A 17,809-nucleotide genomic window follows, 5' to 3' on the forward strand; every position below is an offset into this window, starting at 1 on the left:
GCCCGATGCTGTTGTCTCTGATTAAGATCATTGCGTTCTTCGCCGTCGTTCTGGCGATCGCACTGGGTGCGCAGCACCTGTCCGAAACCGCGCAGATGCTGCAGATCCGCTATGGCGGGACCGAGATCGCGCTGACCCCGGTCAAGGCGGTCGCGGCGCTTCTGGTGCTGATGGTCCTGGCCTGGCTGATCTTCAAGATCCTGGGCCTGATCGTCGCCGTCCTGCGCTTCCTTGCCGGCGACGAGACGGCGGTGAACCGCTATTTCTCTCGTGCGCGGGAACGCAAGGGCTATGCCGCCTTCGCGGAAGGCATGCTGGCCGTCGCCTCGGGCGAGGGGAAGCTGGCGCAGGACAAGGCCGCCCGTGCGGGCCGTTACCTGAACCAGCCGCATCTGACGAACCTGCTTGCGGCGCAGGCCGCCGAAACGGCGGGCGATTCGAAGCAGGCCGTCGGCATCTATCGCCAGCTGCTCGAGGATGACCGCACCCGCTTCGTGGGGATTCGCGGCCTGATGCGCCAGAAGCTGGCCGAGGGCGACACCCAGAAGGCGCTTCTGCTGGCCCAGAAGGCCTATGCGCTGAAGCCCCGCCATGCCGAGGTGCAGGACACCCTGCTGGACCTGCAGACCCGCGAGCACGACTGGAAGGGTGCCCGCAAGACGCTCAAGGACAAGCGCAATCAGGGCCAGCTGCCCAAGGCCGTGGCCCTGCGCCGCGATGCCGTCCTTGCCCTGAAGGAGGCCAGCGACGTTCTGGCCGAGGGTCAGTCCGCCAGCGCGCGCGAGGCCGCGATCTCGGCCGCGAAGGCGTCGCCGGACCTGATCCCCGCGGCCGTCCTGGCCGCCCGCAGCTATATCGGGCAGAAGGATTTCCGAAACGCCTCGCGCATCCTGGAAAAGACCTGGTCGGTGCGTCCGCATCCCGATGTCGCCGGCGCCTATGCCGAGATCGTCCCCGACGAGAAGCCCGCCGCCCGCCTGCGCCGCTTCGAGAGGCTGATCGCCAAGAACCCGCAGCACGAGGAATCGCGCCTGCTGAAAGCCGAGCTGCTTCTGGCCGCCGAGGACTTTCCGGGCGCGCGCCGCGCCCTGGGCGATCTGGCCGAGACGCATCCCACCGTGCGCACGCTGTCGATCATGGCCGCGATCGAGCGCGGCGCGGGTGCCGACGATGCCGTCGTGCGCGGCTGGCTGACCAAAGCGCTGACCGCCTCGCGCGGGCCGCAATGGGTCTGCGACAAGTGCCACAACGTCATGGCCGAATGGTCGCCCGTCTGCGACAGCTGCGGCGGCTTCGACACGCTGACCTGGCGCGAGCCGGATGCGGCGCGCCAGGCCGCGACGGCCTCGGCCACCGGCGCCGAGATGCTGCCTCTGTTGGTCGGCAGCCCGCGCAAGGATGTCGAGGATGCGCCCGACCTGTCCGAGCCGGTGCAGCCACACCCGCCGGGCCCCGCCGAACCCGAGGGGCAGCGCCGCGAATCCGCGACGCCCAATGTCGCGCCCGGCATGGTCCCGCGCGAAGAGGATTACGTGACCGCAAGCGACCCCTCGGCCACGGTGACCGACCCTGAACCCCAGACCGAACCGAAGCCCGAGCCCGAGGTGATCGCGCCCGAACCGGCCCCCGAACCGGTCGCCGAGGAAGAGCCGCAGATGGTGCGCCCCGATGCGCAGCCCGCGGACGAGGACGACTGGTCGCAGCCGGGCAAGGGCAAGTAAGCTCGGGTCCGATGAAAAAAGACGGGGGCGTGCGAAAAAATGCGCGTCCCCTCTTTTCCCCGCCGGTGAAGGGTGCTAATTCGCGCGGCACGATCTGATGCCGGTGTAGCTCAGCTGGTAGAGCACGTCATTCGTAATGATGGGGTCGGGGGTTCGAGTCCCTTCACCGGCACCAGATCGCGGAACAGGCCGTCCTTCGGGGCGGCCTTTCGCGTTTCAGAACATCCCCGCATCGACCATGGACGCATATCGCGCGGCCAGCGCCGCGAAGGCGTCGGCGGCCCCTGTGGGGGCCAAGTCGCGATACCAGATCGTCCCCGCCTGATACCCGCGCGGAAGGGGTGCCACGGCCCCCAGAACGGACGGTCCGGGCCGCATGTCGGGAAGCGGCCCCGTGATGGCGCGCAGCCGTTCCGCCCGCTGCGACAGCGCGCTCAGACCGCCTTGCATGCCGTGGCGCTCCAGCATGTCCTCTGCCCCGTGCTGAAGGGCGAGTGTGACCAGGCCGGGGATGGGCCTGATGAACAGGGCGACATAGACGCCGCGCTTCATGCTGCGGGTGATGCGCGGGTCGAAGCAGGCCAGCCAGGGCACGGCGGCCCAGCCGCGTGCTCCGGGACTGGCGCGGCACAGAAGCGATGTGTTGAGGGGAAGAAGCGCCGCCGCCGCAAGGGGCAGGTCGCGCCGGAAACGCGCGGCATAGGGGCTGGCGCCGATCGGCCCGCGGATGGCCGCGGCGTGGTGGGACACGGCCCAATCAAGGGCCGCGTCCAGATCCTGCGGGGGCTGGCTCAGACCAGGCGCCCTTCCTCCATCGCGGCGCGGATGAAGCCCGCGAACAGGGGCGCCGGATCGAAGGGCTTCGATTTCAGCTCGGGGTGGGCCTGGACGCCGATGAACCACGGATGGTCGGGATATTCGATCACCTCGGGCAGCTTGCCGTCGGGCGACATCCCCGAGAAGCTGAGGCCCGCCTTCTCCAGCTGCTCGCGATAGGTGGCGTCCACCTCGTAGCGGTGGCGGTGGCGATCCTCGATCTCCAGCGCGCCGCCGTAGATCTCGGAGATGCGCGAGCCCTCGTTCAGCACGGCGGTATAGGAACCCAGGCGCATCGTGCCGCCCTTGTCGTCGCCGACCTTGCGCTTGACGGTATAGTTGCCCTGCACCCATTCCTTGAGGTGATAGACGACCGGCGTGAAGCGGGTCTTGCCAGCCTCGTGGTCGAATTCCTCGGAGCCCGCATCGGGCATGTCGGCCAGGTTGCGCGCGGCCTCGATCACGGCCATCTGCATCCCGAGGCAGATTCCCAGATAGGGGACCTTCTTCTCGCGCGCGTATTTCGCCGCGGCGACCATGCCCTCGGTGCCACGCTCGCCGAAGCCGCCCGGAACGATGATCCCGTGGTATCCGTCAAGCAGATGCGCGCCTTCGCCTTCCAGCTTCTCGCTGTCGACCCAGTTCGCCTTGACGCGGACGCGGTTGGCCATGCCGCCATGGGTCATGGCCTCGGCGATGGATTTGTAGGCGTCCTCCAGCTGCGTGTACTTGCCCACGACCGCGATGCGGACCTCGCCCTCGGCATGGTCCAGGCGGTCCATGACGTCTTCCCACCGTGCCAGGTCGGGACGCGGCGCGGGGCTGATGGCGAAGGCGTCCAGCACCGCACGGTCCAGACCCGCGCGGTGATAGGCCAGCGGCGCCTCGTAGATGGTCTTGAGGTCGTATGCCGGGATCACCGCATCGGGGCGCACGTTGCAGAACAGCGCGATCTTGGCGCGTTCCTTTTCGGGGATCGGCTGTTCGGACCGGCAGACCAGCACGTCGGGCGCAAGGCCGATCGACTGCAGTTCCTTGACGCTGTGCTGGGTCGGCTTGGTCTTCAGCTCGCCCGAGGCCGCAAGATAGGGCAGCAGGGTCAGGTGCATCAGGATGCACTGGCCGCGCGGACGCTCGTGGATGAACTGGCGGATCGCCTCGAAGAAGGGCAGGCCCTCGATGTCGCCGACCGTGCCGCCGATCTCGCAGAGCATGAAGTCGACCTCGTCCTCGCCCACGGCAAGGAAGTCCTTGATCTCGTTGGTGACGTGCGGAATGACCTGGATGGTCTTGCCCAGGTATTCGCCCCGGCGTTCCTTTTCCAGCACGTTGGAATAGACCCGACCCGAGCTGATGCTGTCGGTGCGGCGCGCGGCCACGCCCGTGAAGCGTTCGTAATGCCCCAGGTCCAGATCCGTCTCGGCGCCGTCATCGGTGACGAAGACCTCGCCATGCTCGAACGGGCTCATGGTGCCGGGATCGACGTTCAGATAGGGGTCCAGCTTGCGCAGGCGGACGGTGAAGCCGCGGGCCTGCAACAGCGCGCCCAACGCGGCCGATGCCAGGCCCTTGCCCAGGCTCGAGACCACGCCGCCGGTGATGAAGATGTAACGCGCCATTAAGGCCCCCGTGATGTGCAATTCGAACGATCTGCGGGCCGCCGAAACGACAAGACCACGGGATTCGGACAATAGTCGATTCGCCCCGTGGCCGCAACGGACCGCAAGTGGATGTGGGGCGGTCGGATGCCGCCCCCAGCTATGGTGGAAGTCTTAGTTCGCCGGTGCCTCGACCGGCTGGGTCGTCTCGGGCGCGGTATCGGCACCTGCCTCGGCCTCCGGGGCGGGCGGGGTCAGCGCGTCGGCCGCCGGTGCTTCGGGCGCCTCGGCAGCCGGTGCCTCGGCAGCGGGTGCCTCGGTTGCCGGCGCCTCGGGGGCGTCGGGCGCGGGCGGGGTCAGCGGGTTGCCGCTGGTCGCGGGCGGGGGCGTGTAGGCCGGTGCCGCAGGCATCCCGTCGGTCGCGGGCTGGCTGTCGGATGCGCCGAACTGGTCCATGATCGAACCGTTCGAGGCTTCGCGCGCGGCAAGGATCGTCAGCGCGATCGAGGTGACGAACAAGGCGACGCCCAGCATCCAGGTCACGCGGGTCATGGCGTTGGCCGCCTGGCGTCCGCTCATGACGCCGCCACCGCTGCCGCCGCCCATGCCAAGTCCGCCCCCTTCGGAGCGTTGCAGCAGCACGGCCCCGGCCAGAAGCACGGCAAGGATCAGATGGACGGTCAGAATGACGTTTTCCACGGCTTTCGGCCTTTCATTTGCGGACGCGCCTATCTAGTCACCCTGACAGGTGATGGCAAGCAAGAGTAACCCATGCGCGCACTGATGATTCAGGGGACGGGCTCGAACGTGGGAAAATCCCTGCTGGTCGCGGGGCTTTGCCGCGCCGCGCGGGCCCGTGGCCTGTCGGTCGCGCCCTTCAAGCCGCAGAACATGTCGAACAACGCCGCCGTCACCCCCGAGGGCGCCGAGATCGGCCGCGCGCAGGCGCTTCAGGCGCGCGCCTGCGGGATCGCGCCCCATGCCGACATGAACCCCGTCCTGCTGAAGCCGGAAACGGATACCGGTGCGCAGGTCGTCGTGCAGGGCCGTGCGATCGCGCGGGCCGAGGCGCGCGACTATGCCGCGCTGAAGCCGCGCCTGATGGTTGCCGTGCAGGACAGCTTCGCGCGGTTGCGTGCGGCCCACGACCTGGTGATCGTCGAGGGTGCGGGCAGCCCCGCCGAGGTGAACCTGCGCCCCCGCGACATCGCCAACATGGGCTTTGCCCGCGAGGCGGACGTGCCCGTCATCCTGGCGGGCGATATCGACCGGGGCGGGGTGATCGCGCAGATCGTCGGCACGCAGGCCGTGATCGATCCTGACGATGCCGCGATGATCGCGGGCTTCATGGTCAACAAGTTCCGCGGCGACGTGCGGCTGTTCGACGACGGCTATCGCGTGATCCAGGATCGGACCGGCTGGCGCGGCTTTGGCGTGCTGCCCTGGTTCGCGGAGGCCCACCGCCTGCCCGCCGAGGATGCGGTCGATCTGCGCCATGGCCGGGGCGAGGGGCTGCATGTCGTCTGCCTCACCCTGTCGCGGATCGCGAATTTCGACGATCTGGACCCGCTGGCCGCCGAACCCGGCGTGCGGCTGACGATGCTGCGTGCGGGGCAGGCCATTCCGGGCGATGCGGACCTGGTGATCCTGCCGGGATCGAAATCCACCATCGGCGATCTGGCATTCCTGCGCGCGCAGGGCTGGGACATCGACCTTGCGGCGCATCACCGGCGCGGCGGGCATGTGCTGGGCATCTGCGGCGGATACCAGATGCTGGGCCGCAGCATCGACGACCCGCATGGCACGGATGGCAGGGCGGGGCAGGTGCCGGGCCTCGGGCTGCTGGACGTACACACTGTCATGTCGCGAGACAAGCGCGTGACGCCCGCATCGGGGCGGGCCCTGGGGCAGGACGTCACCGGGTACGAGATCCACATGGGCCGCAGCGCTGGTCCCGATTGCGCGCGTCCCTTCGCGCATCTGCCCGAACCCGACGGCGCGATCGCGGCCGATGGACGGGTCATGGGCAGCTATCTTCACGGGCTGTTTTCCGATGACGGCTTTCGCGCCGAGTTCCTGCGCCGTCTGGGCGCGCCCTCGCAGCCGGGCTACGAGGCGGGCGTGGATGCCGCGCTGGACGATCTTGCCGCCCATATGGAGCGTCATCTGGACGTGGACGGCATTCTGGCCGTCGCGCGCTGAACTGGACGAACGCGGCCGCAGCCATTAGTCCGAAAGGGGTCATGCCCGCCATCGCGATGCGACCCCGGCGGCGAAACGCGCAGCCAGTGAAGGGAATGTCATGCGGCTCTATTCCATGCCCTCGTCGGGGAACAGCTACAAGGTGCGGCTGCTTCTGGCGCTGACCGGGCGCGACTGCGAGATCGTCGATGTCGAGGACGCGTCCGAGGCGCTGATCGCAGCCAAGACCGCGGGCGCGCTGCCCTTCGGCAAGGCGCCGGTCCTGCATCTGGACGACGGGCGCGTGCTGCCCGAATCGAACGCGATCCTGTGCTGGCTGGGCGAGCAGACGGCCTTCTGGCCCGCCGATCCCTTCGACCGCGCCACGATGATGTCCTGGATGTTCTGGGAACAGAACCAGCATGAAGGCGTGATCGCGGTGCGCGGCGCTCTGAACTTCTATCCCTCGCGCGCCAGCCTTGCGACGCCCGAGCGGATGGAGGACCTGCTGATCCGCGGCCACGCGCTGCTGTCGGTGATGGAGCGCAGGCTGCAGGAGGCGGACTGGCTGGCGGGCGATGCGGCGACGCTGGCCGACATCGCGCTTTATGCCTATACGCATACCGCCGGCAGCCGGGGCGGGTTCGAGATGGACCGCTTTGCTGCCGTGAACGCGTGGCTGGCGCGGATTGCCGCGCTGCCGGGATATGTTGGACTGGATGACTGAACTTTACGCATGGACCGACGGCGCGTGCAGCGGCAATCCCGGCCCCGGTGGCTGGGGCGTGCTGATGCGCGCCATGGAAGGCGAGGCGATCCTGAAGGAACGCGAATTGCAGGGCGGCGAGGCCCAGACCACGAACAACCGGATGGAGCTGATGGCCGCGATCAGCGCGCTGGAGACACTGACCCGCCCCAGCCGCATCACCATCACCACCGACAGCGCCTATGTGAAGAACGGCGTGACCCAGTGGATCCACGGCTGGAAGCGCAACGGCTGGAAGACCGCCTCGCGGCAGCCGGTCAAGAATGTCGAGCTGTGGCAGCGGCTGGATGACGCCCAGAAGACCCACGAGGTCACCTGGAAATGGATCAAGGGCCATGCCGGCCACGCCGAGAACGAGCGTGCGGACGAGCTGGCCCGCGCAGGCATGGCCCCCTTCAAATGAGCATCGCCGAGGGGCTGCCGACCCTGCTCTGGGCGCTGGATTACCTGTCGGTGCTGGTCTTTGCGCTGACCGGCGCGCTGGTGGCCAGCCGCGGCCAGCTGGACCCGGTGGGCTTCGTCTTCATGGCCGCGATGACGGCGGTGGGCGGCGGCACGCTGCGCGACCTGCTGCTGGACCGCCCGCAGGTCTTCTGGATCGCCCGCCCATCCCTGATCCTTGTGGCGGCGACGGCGGCGATGGTGGTCTTCTGGACCGCCCACCGGTTCGAGAGCAGGTACCGCCTGCTTTTGTGGCTGGATGCGCTGGCCCTTGCCATCGCCGTGCCCGCCGGGGTCGGCATCGCGGTCGAGGGCGGCTTCAGCCCCGTCATCGTCGTCATCATGGGGGTCGTCACCGGCACCTTCGGCGGGCTGATCCGCGATGTCGTCGGCAACGAGGTTCCGCTGGTCCTGAAGCAGGGCGAGCTGTACCTGACGGCGGCCTTCGGCGGGGCGCTGATCGCGGTGCTGGCGATGTGGCCGGGGCTTGGCCGGTCCGAGGCGCTGTTCCTGTGCGGGCTGGTGACCTTCGGCCTGCGCGCGGGCAGCATCGTCTGGGGCTGGGCGCTGCCGGTCTACAAGCCGCGCCCGCCGCGAACGCGCGGTTAACGCAGGACGGGCGGCCCGCTGCGGCCCGCATCCATGTTCTGCACCCCCGCCCGCAGGCCCTGTCCGATCCGGTGCGCCATCTGCGACCAGGCGCGGGCGGTCCAGGGGGGCAGGGTCTTTTCCAGCGCCTGGTCGAACAGCTGCAGCCAGATGTCGAAATGCTCGGGGCGGACATTGCCCGCCGACTGATGCGCCCGCATCGGGCTGCCGTTATAGCCCGCGCGATGCAGGATCGCGCCGCGCCAGAAGGCCGCGATGCGATCCTCGTGGGCGGACCAGTCGCCGACATGTTCCGCGAAGACCGGCGCCAGCACGGGATGGCGGCGCACGGCGGCATAGAAGGCCGCGACCACGCGGGCGATTTCGGCTTCGGTCACGTCGAAGCGTGCAGGGGCGATGCTGTCCATGCCGAAGCATCTGGCGGCTGGGGACGCGTTTCGCAAGGGGTTTGATCCGCCGCGCGGGCGGTGCTATGGCGCGGCTTTCCGGTCGCAGCCCACCCGGTCAAAACAGGAGCATCCGATGACCCATTACACCGACGCGCTGACCCAGCTTGGCGCCGACACCCCCCTGCCGCAATCGCCTGAAGAGGCCGTGCTGGAACGCGTCCAGAACCCGCAGGCGGGCACGGGATATGTCGTGCGCTTCACCCAGCCCGAATTCACCAGCCTCTGCCCGCTGACGGGCCAGCCCGATTTCGCGCATCTGGTGATCGACTATGTCCCCGGCGACTGGCTGGTCGAATCGAAATCGCTCAAGCTGTTCCTCGGCAGCTTCCGCAACCACGGCGCCTTCCACGAGGATTGCACCATCGGCATCGCCAAGCGGATCGTGGACCTGCTGGACCCGCAATGGCTGCGCATCGGCGGATACTGGTATCCGCGCGGCGGCATGCCGATCGACGTGTTCTGGCAGACGGGCGCGGCACCCGGGGGCGTCTGGATCCCCGAACAGGGCGTGCCGGGATATCGCGGGCGGGGCTAACCCCGCAGCGACCGCCACAGGATCGAGGCGACATCCGCGATATCGCCCCCGCGGGCCAGGAACTGTTCGGGTTCGGGCCCGTCCTCGGCCATCGCGTCCAGCCGGTCCAGCATCCGCATCAGGCGGCGGCGGTGGATGCCGGTCCACAGCTGCACCGGATCCGCGATCAGCCCCGCGAAGGTCGTGACCAGCGACCCGATCAGCGCCAGCGCGACGCCCGTCCCCAGCACGTAGAGAGGCGAGAGTTCGACCGGGAACGCCCAGTACCACGCCCGCCCGAGCGTGTCGCCAAGCGCGAAATCCCGCACGGCCGCGCCATGCGCCCGCATCTGCGCCATCGGCCCCGCAAGCGAGATCAGTCCCGGCGTCGCGCGGTTGAACAGCACCAGCCCCAGCATCAGCACGAACAGCGATGTCGTGATCTCGGCCACGGCGTTGCGGGTCTCGGCATGGGCGCGGATCGCGGCAGCGCGGCGTTCGGGCGACACGGCGGGGGCAAGGCCGGCCTCGTCCAGCCGTTCCATCAGGCGGGTCAGGTCGTCCTCGATCCGGGTCGCGGTGTCGGACCGCAGGAAGATCCGCCGCGACGCCAGCCACCCGCCCGCGCGCCTTGCGCCCGCGCGGCGCAGGCCCGCCGCCAGCAGCTGCGCGATCAGCGCGACCGGCGCCAGCGCCACGTTCAGGGGCGCGCGCAGAAGATCGACCCCGAGCGCGTGGCGATGCAGCGCCAGCGTGCCGCGGATGCCGTATCTGCGGGCGGCGAAACGCGCGATCTCGGCCTCTCGGCGGGGCCGGGTCGTCGAAAGGGGGGCGGGCGCGTGATCCATCGCCGCGCAGGTTATACCGCCCGCCGCGATCCGCCAAGGTTTGGGCGCTTGCAGCCCCATGCCGCGCTTCCTATAGATGGCGCATGAGATTTCTGGCGTTCGGCATTCGAATTAGCTGCCCGGTGGCGTGACCCTCGCGCTGCCGGGTTTTCTGCTGCCTGCCTGCGAACGACCGACAAAGGACCGCCCCGATGAGCGACGCGACCCCCGACTACCGCGATACCGTCTTCCTGCCCCAGACCGACTTTCCGATGCGCGCGGGCCTTCCCGCCCGAGAGCCCGAGTGGCTGGCCCGTTGGGAACGCATCGGCATCTACGACCGCCTGCGCGAACGCGCCGCCGCGGCAGATGGGGCACGCGCGCCCTTCATCCTGCATGACGGCCCCCCCTATGCGAACGGGCATCTGCATATCGGTCACGCGCTGAACAAGACGATCAAGGACATCATCGTGCGCAGTCACCAGATGATGGGCCGCGACGCGCGCTATGTTCCGGGCTGGGACTGCCACGGCCTGCCGATCGAATGGAAGATCGAGGAGAAGTACCGCGCCGAGGGCCGCGACAAGGACGCCGTGGACGTGGTCGAGTTCCGCCAGGAATGCCGCCGCTTCGCCGACGAGTGGATCGACATCCAGCGCGAGGAGTTCAAGCGCCTGGGCATCACCGGCGCATGGGACCGTCCCTATGTCACGATGGATTACCACGCCGAGGCCGTGATCGCGGCCGAGTTCATGAAGCTTCTGATGAACGGCAGCCTCTATCAGGGCAGCAAGCCGGTCATGTGGTCGCCCGTGGAAAAGACCGCCCTGGCCGAGGCCGAGGTCGAATACAAGGACCATACCAGCCACACGATCTGGGTGCGCTTCGCCGTGCTGGGCGGGCAGGGGCAGCTGGCCGACGCCAAGGTCGTGATCTGGACCACGACGCCCTGGACGATCCCGCAGAACCGCGCGGTCGCGTTCAATCCCGACATCTCGTACGGGCTGTATCGCGTGGGCGAGGTGGCCGAGAAGGCGACGGCCCAGCCGGGCGAGCTGCTGGTCCTGGCCGACGCGCTGGCCGAGGGCGTGATGGCATCGGCCAAGGTCGAGAGCCACGAGCGTCTGGGCGATGTTGCCGCGGCCGACCTGCAGGGGCTGACCCTTGCCCACCCGCTGCGCGGGGTCGAGGGGTCGGAAGGCGAATGGGACTTCGACGTGCCGCTGCTGCCGGGCGATCACGTCACCGACGATGCGGGCACGGGCTTCGTGCATACCGCGCCCAGCCATGGTGACGACGACTATCAGCTGGGGCTGCGCTTCAAGCTGCCGATGACCTACAACGTGGAACCGGACGGCAGCTATCGCGCCGACCTGCCGCTGTTCGGCGGGCAGGCGATCATCGATGCCGACGGCAAGGACGGCCCTGCCAATGTCAGCGTGATCAAGCAGCTGGCATGGGCCGGCGCGCTGCTGGCCAAGGGCAAGATCAAGCACAGCTATCCCCACAGCTGGCGGTCCAAGGCGCCGCTGATCTATCGCAACACCGCGCAGTGGTTCGCGGCGGTCGACAAGCCGCTGGACGACGGCATGGGCGAACATGGCGACACGATCCGCACACGCGCGTTGAACAGCATCGACAAGCTGGTCAAGTGGTGGCCGCAATCGGGCCGCAACCGCATCCATTCCATGGTCGAGAACCGCCCCGACTGGGTGCTGTCGCGCCAGCGCGCCTGGGGCGTGCCGCTGACCTGCTTCGTGCGCCGCGGCGCCAAGCCGACCGATGCCGATTTCCTGCTGCGCGACGCACGGCTGAACGACCGCATCGTCGCGGCGTTCGAGAAGGACGGCGCCGACATCTGGTATCGCGACGGCTTCAAGGAACAGATGCTGGAGGGCATCGCCGATCCCGACGCCTATGACCAGGTGATGGATGTGCTGGACGTGTGGTTCGACAGCGGATCGACCCATGCCTTCGTGCTGCGCGACCGCGCGGACGGTACGCCCGACGGCATCGCGGACCTGTACCTGGAAGGCACCGACCAGCATCGTGGCTGGTTCCAGTCGTCCCTGCTGCAGGCGTCCGCGACCAAGGGCCGCGCGCCCTATCGCAACGTGGTGACGCATGGCTTCACGCTGGACGAGAAGGGCATGAAGATGTCCAAGTCGCTCGGCAATACCATCGTCCCCGCCGAGGTGATCAAGCAATACGGCGCCGACATCCTGCGCCTGTGGGTCGCGCAGGCCGATTACAGCGCCGACCAGCGCATCGGCCCCGAGATCCTGAAGGGCACGGCCGACAGCTATCGCCGCCTGCGCAACACGCTGCGCTTCCTGCTGGGCGCGCTGGACGGGTTCTCGGATGCCGAGAAGCTGGAGCCCGCGCAGATGCCCGAGCTGGAGCAGTGGGTCCTGCACCGCCTGGCGCAGCTGGATCACCAGGTCCGCCGCGGCTATGACGGGTTCGACTTCCAGGGCGTGTTCCAGACGCTGTTCCAGTTCTGCACCGTGGACCTGTCGGCCTTCTATTTCGACGTCCGCAAGGATGCGCTGTATTGCGATGCGCCCGACAGCACGCGCCGCCGCGCGGTGCGCACGGTTCTGGACATCCTGTTCCACCGCCTGGTGACCTGGCTGGCCCCGATCCTGCCCTTCACCATGGAGGATGTCTGGCTGTCGCGCTTCCCGTCCGAGGATGACAGCGTGCACCTGCACGATTTCGCGCCGACCCCCGCCGATTGGCTGAACGAGCCGCTGGCCGCCAAGTGGGACCATGTCCGCCGCGCCCGCCGCGTGGTCACCGCCGCGCTGGAGGTGAAGCGGACCGACAAGACCATCGGTGCCAGCCTCGAGGCCGCGCCGGTCGTCCATGTCGAGGATGCCGACATGCTGGTCGCGCTGAAGACGGTGGCCTTCGCGGATCTGTGCATCACCTCGGACCTGCAGCTGACGGCGGACCCGGTTCCGTCGGATGCCTTCCGCATGGCCGAGGCGCCGGGACTGGGCGTCGTGTTTGAAAAGGCCGAGGGGCAGAAATGCCAGCGCTGCTGGAAGATCCTGCCCGATGTCGGCACGCATTCGCATCCGGGCGTCTGCGCCCGCTGCGACGACGTGCTGTCGGCATGAACGATCCGTCCGACCTGCGCGGGGCCATCCTTGCGCGGGTCGGGCATTTGCGACCGGGCACGACATGCTGCCCCAGCCAGGTCGCACGGGAGATCGCCCGCGACTGGCGCCCGCTGATGGCGCCCCTGCGGGCCGAGGCGTTCCGCCTTGCGGCCGAGGGTCGCATCGCGATCACGCAGAAGGGCCGGCCGGTTCTCGGCCCCGACACCCGCGGTCCCATCCGGCTGGGCCCGCCCCTGGGGGAGGACACCCATGTATAAGCCAGCAGACGACCGCTATTCCAAGATGCGCTACAACCGGGTCGGGCGCTCGGGGCTGAAGCTGCCCGCGATCAGCCTAGGCCTATGGCACAATTTCGGCCATGACACGCCCCACCAGACCAAGCGCGACATCTGCCGCCAGGCCTTCGACCTGGGCATCACGCATTTCGACCTGGCCAACAATTACGGCCCCCCCGCCGGCAGCGCCGAGGAGGCCTTCGGCGAGCTGATGCGCACCGACTTCGCCCATCTGCGCGACGAGCTGATCGTCAGCAGCAAGGCCGGCTATCACATGTGGGACGGCCCCTATGGCGAATGGGGCAGCCGCAAGTACCTGATCGCCAGCTGCGACCAGTCGCTGAAGCGGATGGGGCTGGATTACGTCGACATCTTCTACAGCCACCGCTTCGACCCCGAAACGCCCCTGGAGGAAACGATGGGCGCGCTGGATCACATCGTGCGGTCGGGCCGCGCGCTCTATGCCGGGATCAGCAGCTACAACAGCCAGCGCACCGCCGAAGCCGTGGCGATCCTGCGCGATCTGGGCACGCCCTGCATCATCCACCAGCCCAGCTATAACATGCTGAACCGGTGGGTGGAGAATGACGGATTGCTGGACGCGCTGGACGATCTGGGCGTCGGCAGCATCGTCTTCACGCCGCTGGCGCAGGGGATGCTGACCAAGAAATACTTGGGCGGGATCCCCAAGGACAGCCGCGCCGCGCAGGGCAAGTCCTTGAACGAGGATTGGCTGACGCAGGACATGATCGACCGGCTGAACAAGCTGAACGACATGGCCGAGGGCCGCGGTCAGTCGCTGGCGCAGATGGCGATCGCATGGACGCTGCGCGGCGGTCGGGTGACCAGCGCGCTGATCGGTGCCTCGCGTCCCGAACAGGTGGCCGATTGTGTCGGCGCGCTGGACAATACCGATTTCACGGATGCCGAACTGGCGCGGATCGACGAGCTGACCGCATCGGGCGACGTGAACATCTGGGCGCGGTCCTCGGAAGGCGCGGGGGAATAACCCCTCAGACCAGCCACCATCCGCGGCTTTTTATCTGGTTGCGGATGGCACGCTCGGGCCGCTGGACCCTGTCCTCGGCGAAGATGGGTCGCACCTTGGTGCGGCCCTTCTGCTGATAGATCAGCTTGCGCGCGGGTTCCCATTCCTTCAGCACGCGCTTGATGTGCTTGGGGGCCACGGCCTCCTCGCAGATGCCGATCGCGCGTTCGGCATGCTGGGCATAGAGAAGCGGCAGCTTGCGGTAATGGCAGGTCGTGTCGCCGTCCATCCCTGACAGCGCCTTGCCGGGACGCCCGCCGCCCAGGCTGTGGATCACCACCGGCAGCACCGCCTGGTCCAGCCAGGGGTCCATCGCCTGGCAGGCCAGCTCGTCATGCGGATCGTCGCGCAGGGCCAGCGCCCATTCCAGGTAGCGCCGTCCGAATTCCGCGGGATCCGCCCCGAAGAACCAGCCCGCGTTGAAATAGAGGAACCGCTCCCAATGCTCCTTCGGCTGGGCGGGGTCGATCGAATCGTCGAAGGGCACCCCGAATCGGTCATAGATCGAGCGCCAGATCTGCTCGTATCCCGGACCATAGAGCGGCGGCTGCGGCCAAGTGTTCGTCCGCGCCATCGAGGCCGAGGGCTTCTTGAAGTTGAAGCGCAGCTTGTCCAACGGCCCCGTGACCAGCGTGTCGGTATCGAGAAAGAGGAACGGCTCATTCGCGGGCAGAAGGGCCAGCGCCTCGATCTTGTTGCCCTGCGGATAGGAGGCGCCGAAATGCCGTGCGGTGAAGGGCAGGATCTCGGCCCCGAAATCGGTCAGCAGGCCGCGCACGGGATCCGAGATCTGCGTGCTGCGGCCCTGCCATGTGCCCTCGGGCAGGGGCTCGGCCACGATCACCCGACCCGACCAGTCGGGCGCGGCGTGACGCAGGCTGGCCAGAAGGATGATCGCCTCGTATTCCAGCCGCCCCGCCTGGGCCACGATCAGAAGATTCGGTTTCGCGCTTGTCCTGGAACCCGCCATGCCACCAGCCATCAGTTGAATCGGTGCCAACCTAGCGTTGTGCAGGTAAATCCGTAACCCGCAAAAAGGGTTCGCATATCGGGCATGTCGGGGGAAGTGGTGGGCGACCCTGGAATCGAACCAGGCGTGGGTCTCCCCGGCGGAGTTACAGTCCGCTGCCGCACCTTGCAGCTCGTCGCCCGCCGTCGCTTTCGGCGTGGGGCGGTGATTAGCTGCCCTTGTCGGGGGCGTCAAGCGCATTTCCGGGTCTTGCGCGAAAGCTTTCTTGGCAGCAGAGAGAATGCCAACGAAAGGAGGCCCGGTATGGCCGCAGACAATCCCAAGGGGAAGAAGCCCACCTGGGTGATCGAGAAGGAGCGCGCGCGCCGTGCCGCCGCCGCCGAGACCGTCTGGCTGTTCGGCCTGCACGCCGTGCGCGACGCGCTGGCCAATCCCGAGCGGCAGAAGCTGCGGCTGGTCGTCACGCGCAACGCGCTGGCGCGGCTGGGCGACGACCTGCACGGGATGGAGCCCGAGATCACCGATCCGCGCGTCTTCGACAAGACCGTGCCGCTGGCCGGCGAGAGCGTCCACCAGGGTGCCGCGCTGGAGGTGAAGCCGCTGAAATGGGGCAGCCTGTCCGAGGTGGCGCTGCGCGAGGCCCCGGGCGAGGGGCGCCCGCTGCTGGTCGCGCTGGACCGCGTGACGGACCCGCACAATATCGGCGCGATCCTGCGTTCGGCCGAGGTGTTCGGCGCCCGCGCCGTCATCGCGCCCGCGCGCCACTCGGCCCCCGAAACGGGTGCGCTGGCCAAGACCGCCTCGGGCGCGCTGGAACGCCAGCCCTATCTGCGCGTGCCGAACCTGGCCGAGGCGCTGAACCAGCTGAAGCTGATGGGCTTCATCCTGATCGGGCTGGACGGCACCGGCGAGGTCGAGCTGCCGACGGTCCTGGAGAAGCTGCCGGGCCGCGCGATCTGCCTTGTGATGGGCGCCGAGGGGCCGGGCATGCGCGATCTGACCCTGAAGACCTGCGATCACGTCGCGCGCATTCCCTTCGCGGCCGATTTCGGATCGCTCAACGTGTCGAACGCGGCGGCGGTCGCGCTCTACGCCGCGAATCGTGCGTGAATGTCACATGGCTGCGACCTTTGTGTCGCAGCCGTTGAGAATCGGGGGGCAGGGGGCACATAGAAGGGCATGACCGCATCAGCCGAAAGCCCGCCAATGCGCCGCATCCTGTGCCAGATCGCCTTGCCCTGCCTGATCGCCCTTCCCGCGCAAGCCGAGGAATGGGCCTTTGGCGGCTTCGATCCCGTGGGCATGGTGCAGGCCGGCCATCCGGTCGCGGGGCGCAGCGACGTGGCCACGATGTGGCGCGGCAAGCTGTGGCATTTCGCGACCGAGGAGAACCGCGCCAGCTTCGAGGCAAATCCCCGCAGCTTCCTGCCGCAGTTCGATGGCTTCTGCCCCGTCTCGGTCGCCGAGGGGCATCCGATCAAGGGCGACCCGCGCAATGCCGTGCTGATCCGCGGCAAGCTCTACATGACCCGTTCGCCCAGTGCCGCCCGCGAGCTGCGCCGCCACCCGGCCGAGATCCTTGGCAGGGCAGGGCGCAATTGGTCGGGGCGTTGACGCCGCGAATCACGAAACCGCGACCAGGCTGGAACTTTTGGGCAGTGGTGCCCATTTGTCATACTGAACATGACCTCGGAACGGTCATGTTCGGATCACTGTCCCTCGTTCCGCGACTTGCGCCCGGCCACCAGGTGGACCGGGCGCCTTTTCTGTGAGAGTGTCGGGGCGCCCGAAACGCAACCAGAAGGGGAGGTCGCGGATGCAGTTCGGTCTTCAGGAAGATCAGGATATCGAGCGTATCGCACGCGACACGCGGACGATCGCCATCGTGGGGCTGTCCCCGCGCGAGGATCGACCCTCGTGGGGCGTCGCGCGCTATCTTCAGTCGCAGGGCTTCCGCATCGTTCCCGTCAATCCCGGCCATGCAGGCGGCACGATCCTGGGCGAGCATGTCCATGCCTCGTTGGGCGACATCCCCGCCGAGACCCGGATCGACATGGTGGACATCTTCCGCCGCTCCGAGGCCGTGCCGGGCATCGTCGACGAGGCGCTGCGCGAACTGCCGGGCCTGTCGACGATCTGGATGCAGCTGGGCATCGCCCATCCCGATGCGGCAGCCAAGGCGCGGGCGCGCGGGGTGACCGTGATCGAGGACCGCTGCCCCAAGATCGAGTTTCCGCGATATCTTTGAGCCGAAAGCCCCGGATACCTGCTTGACGCCGCCGCGCGGCAGGATTAGTCAGGCCCGACCTCAGGGGTATAGCTCAGTTGGTAGAGCATCGGTCTCCAAAACCGAGGGTCGTGGGTTCGAGTCCCCCTGCCCCTGCCAGGTCCTTCCGATACAGCCGCAATGGAACGCCTGCGATCTTGAAACGGTCGCGGCTTGCGGTTAGATCGGGCCGGTATTTC

General features: G+C 68.1%; 18 protein-coding genes and 3 tRNA genes. 14 read left to right on the top strand and 7 right to left on the bottom strand.

The window, feature by feature from the left end; genetic code table 11:
* Positions 1-5: 5 nt before the first annotated feature.
* On the top strand, positions 6-1,721 hold the full coding sequence (locus QMZ16_RS13005) for a heme biosynthesis HemY N-terminal domain-containing protein (protein ID WP_282603600.1): 1,716 nt from the start codon (positions 6-8) through the stop codon (positions 1,719-1,721).
* A 99-nt stretch (positions 1,722-1,820) separates the two neighbouring features.
* Positions 1,821-1,896 (top strand) — tRNA-Thr (locus tag QMZ16_RS13010).
* Positions 1,897-1,937: 41 nt separating this feature from the next.
* Here the strand turns inward: QMZ16_RS13010 and QMZ16_RS13015 are convergent.
* The 3 genes from QMZ16_RS13015 to secG all read right to left on the bottom strand — a co-directional run bounded on the left by QMZ16_RS13015 (position 1,938) and on the right by secG (position 4,834).
* Entirely contained in the window at positions 1,938-2,471 is a 534-nt protein-coding gene (locus tag QMZ16_RS13015; protein ID WP_282603601.1) for a DUF3578 domain-containing protein, read from the bottom strand.
* 41 nt (positions 2,472-2,512) lie between these two features.
* The gene (locus QMZ16_RS13020; protein WP_022705712.1) at positions 2,513-4,156 is read right to left on the bottom strand and encodes a CTP synthase; all 1,644 of its coding nucleotides are present in this window, start codon (positions 4,154-4,156) and stop codon (positions 2,513-2,515) included.
* 153 nt (positions 4,157-4,309) lie between these two features.
* Entirely contained in the window at positions 4,310-4,834 is a 525-nt protein-coding gene (gene secG, locus QMZ16_RS13025; protein WP_282603602.1) for a preprotein translocase subunit SecG, read from the bottom strand.
* Between the two features lie 72 nt (positions 4,835-4,906).
* Between secG and QMZ16_RS13030 the strand changes: the two genes are divergently transcribed.
* From QMZ16_RS13030 to QMZ16_RS13045, 4 genes are all read left to right on the top strand, one after another.
* A complete protein-coding gene (locus QMZ16_RS13030; protein ID WP_282603603.1) occupies positions 4,907-6,337 on the top strand; it encodes a cobyric acid synthase in 1,431 nt (476 codons plus the stop codon).
* Positions 6,338-6,437: 100 nt separating this feature from the next.
* On the top strand, positions 6,438-7,043 hold the full coding sequence (locus QMZ16_RS13035; protein ID WP_282603604.1) for a glutathione S-transferase family protein: 606 nt from the start codon (positions 6,438-6,440) through the stop codon (positions 7,041-7,043).
* Entirely contained in the window at positions 7,036-7,485 is a 450-nt protein-coding gene (gene rnhA, locus QMZ16_RS13040; RefSeq protein ID WP_028725435.1) for a ribonuclease HI, read from the top strand. Before QMZ16_RS13035 ends, rnhA begins: the two co-directional genes overlap by 8 nt.
* Positions 7,482-8,132 (top strand): trimeric intracellular cation channel family protein, encoded by a 651-nt coding sequence (locus QMZ16_RS13045; protein ID WP_282603605.1) that lies wholly within the window; start codon positions 7,482-7,484, stop codon positions 8,130-8,132. Before rnhA ends, QMZ16_RS13045 begins: the two co-directional genes overlap by 4 nt.
* On the opposite strand, the gene QMZ16_RS13050 is transcribed toward QMZ16_RS13045, so the two are convergent.
* Entirely contained in the window at positions 8,129-8,539 is a 411-nt protein-coding gene (locus QMZ16_RS13050) for a group III truncated hemoglobin (RefSeq protein ID WP_282603606.1), read from the bottom strand. The genes QMZ16_RS13045 and QMZ16_RS13050 overlap by 4 nt on opposite strands.
* 115 nt (positions 8,540-8,654) lie before the next feature.
* Here QMZ16_RS13050 and queF point away from each other — a divergent pair, with 115 nt between their 5' ends.
* The gene (queF, locus tag QMZ16_RS13055) at positions 8,655-9,116 is read left to right on the top strand and encodes a preQ(1) synthase (protein WP_282603607.1); all 462 of its coding nucleotides are present in this window, start codon (positions 8,655-8,657) and stop codon (positions 9,114-9,116) included.
* Here queF and QMZ16_RS13060 read toward each other — a convergent pair.
* A complete protein-coding gene (locus QMZ16_RS13060) occupies positions 9,113-10,003 on the bottom strand; it encodes a DUF6635 family protein (protein ID WP_282603608.1) in 891 nt (296 codons plus the stop codon). The two genes, queF and QMZ16_RS13060, sit on opposite strands and share 4 nt — an antisense overlap.
* Positions 10,004-10,134: 131 nt before the next feature.
* Here QMZ16_RS13060 and ileS point away from each other — a divergent pair, with 131 nt between their 5' ends.
* Genes ileS through mgrA form a run of 3 tightly spaced genes read left to right on the top strand, consistent with a single transcriptional unit; the run spans position 10,135 to position 14,334 of the window.
* Complete coding sequence (gene ileS, locus QMZ16_RS13065) at positions 10,135-13,047, top strand: isoleucine--tRNA ligase (RefSeq protein ID WP_282603609.1); 2,913 nt, start codon at positions 10,135-10,137, stop codon at positions 13,045-13,047.
* The gene (locus tag QMZ16_RS13070) at positions 13,044-13,307 is read left to right on the top strand and encodes a DUF3253 domain-containing protein (protein WP_282603610.1); all 264 of its coding nucleotides are present in this window, start codon (positions 13,044-13,046) and stop codon (positions 13,305-13,307) included. The genes ileS and QMZ16_RS13070 overlap by 4 nt, the downstream gene beginning before the upstream one ends.
* Complete coding sequence (mgrA, locus tag QMZ16_RS13075) at positions 13,300-14,334, top strand: L-glyceraldehyde 3-phosphate reductase (RefSeq protein ID WP_282603611.1); 1,035 nt, start codon at positions 13,300-13,302, stop codon at positions 14,332-14,334. Before QMZ16_RS13070 ends, mgrA begins: the two co-directional genes overlap by 8 nt.
* 4 nt (positions 14,335-14,338) lie before the next feature.
* On the opposite strand, the gene QMZ16_RS13080 is transcribed toward mgrA, so the two are convergent.
* A complete protein-coding gene (locus tag QMZ16_RS13080; RefSeq protein ID WP_282603612.1) occupies positions 14,339-15,343 on the bottom strand; it encodes a hypothetical protein in 1,005 nt (334 codons plus the stop codon).
* Positions 15,344-15,440: 97 nt separating this feature from the next.
* Positions 15,441-15,524 (bottom strand) — tRNA-Tyr (locus QMZ16_RS13085).
* A gap of 122 nt (positions 15,525-15,646) precedes the next feature.
* Between QMZ16_RS13085 and rlmB the strand changes: the two genes are divergently transcribed.
* The 4 genes from rlmB (at position 15,647) to QMZ16_RS13105 (ending at position 17,729) form a co-directional block, all read left to right on the top strand.
* Complete coding sequence (gene rlmB, locus QMZ16_RS13090; RefSeq protein ID WP_022705700.1) at positions 15,647-16,453, top strand: 23S rRNA (guanosine(2251)-2'-O)-methyltransferase RlmB; 807 nt, start codon at positions 15,647-15,649, stop codon at positions 16,451-16,453.
* Between the two features lie 69 nt (positions 16,454-16,522).
* Positions 16,523-16,957, top strand: coding sequence for a YHS domain-containing (seleno)protein (locus QMZ16_RS13095; protein WP_156845172.1), 435 nt, complete (start codon positions 16,523-16,525; stop codon positions 16,955-16,957).
* Positions 16,958-17,159: 202 nt separating this feature from the next.
* Complete coding sequence (locus QMZ16_RS13100) at positions 17,160-17,591, top strand: CoA-binding protein (RefSeq protein ID WP_282603613.1); 432 nt, start codon at positions 17,160-17,162, stop codon at positions 17,589-17,591.
* Between the two features lie 62 nt (positions 17,592-17,653).
* A tRNA-Trp gene (locus QMZ16_RS13105) sits at positions 17,654-17,729 on the top strand.
* The last annotated feature ends 80 nt before the right edge of the window (positions 17,730-17,809 follow it).

Source organism: Paracoccus sp. PARArs4 (assembly GCF_947311865.1).
In the GTDB taxonomy this organism is placed as follows: Bacteria; Pseudomonadota; Alphaproteobacteria; order Rhodobacterales; family Rhodobacteraceae; genus Paracoccus; species Paracoccus zeaxanthinifaciens.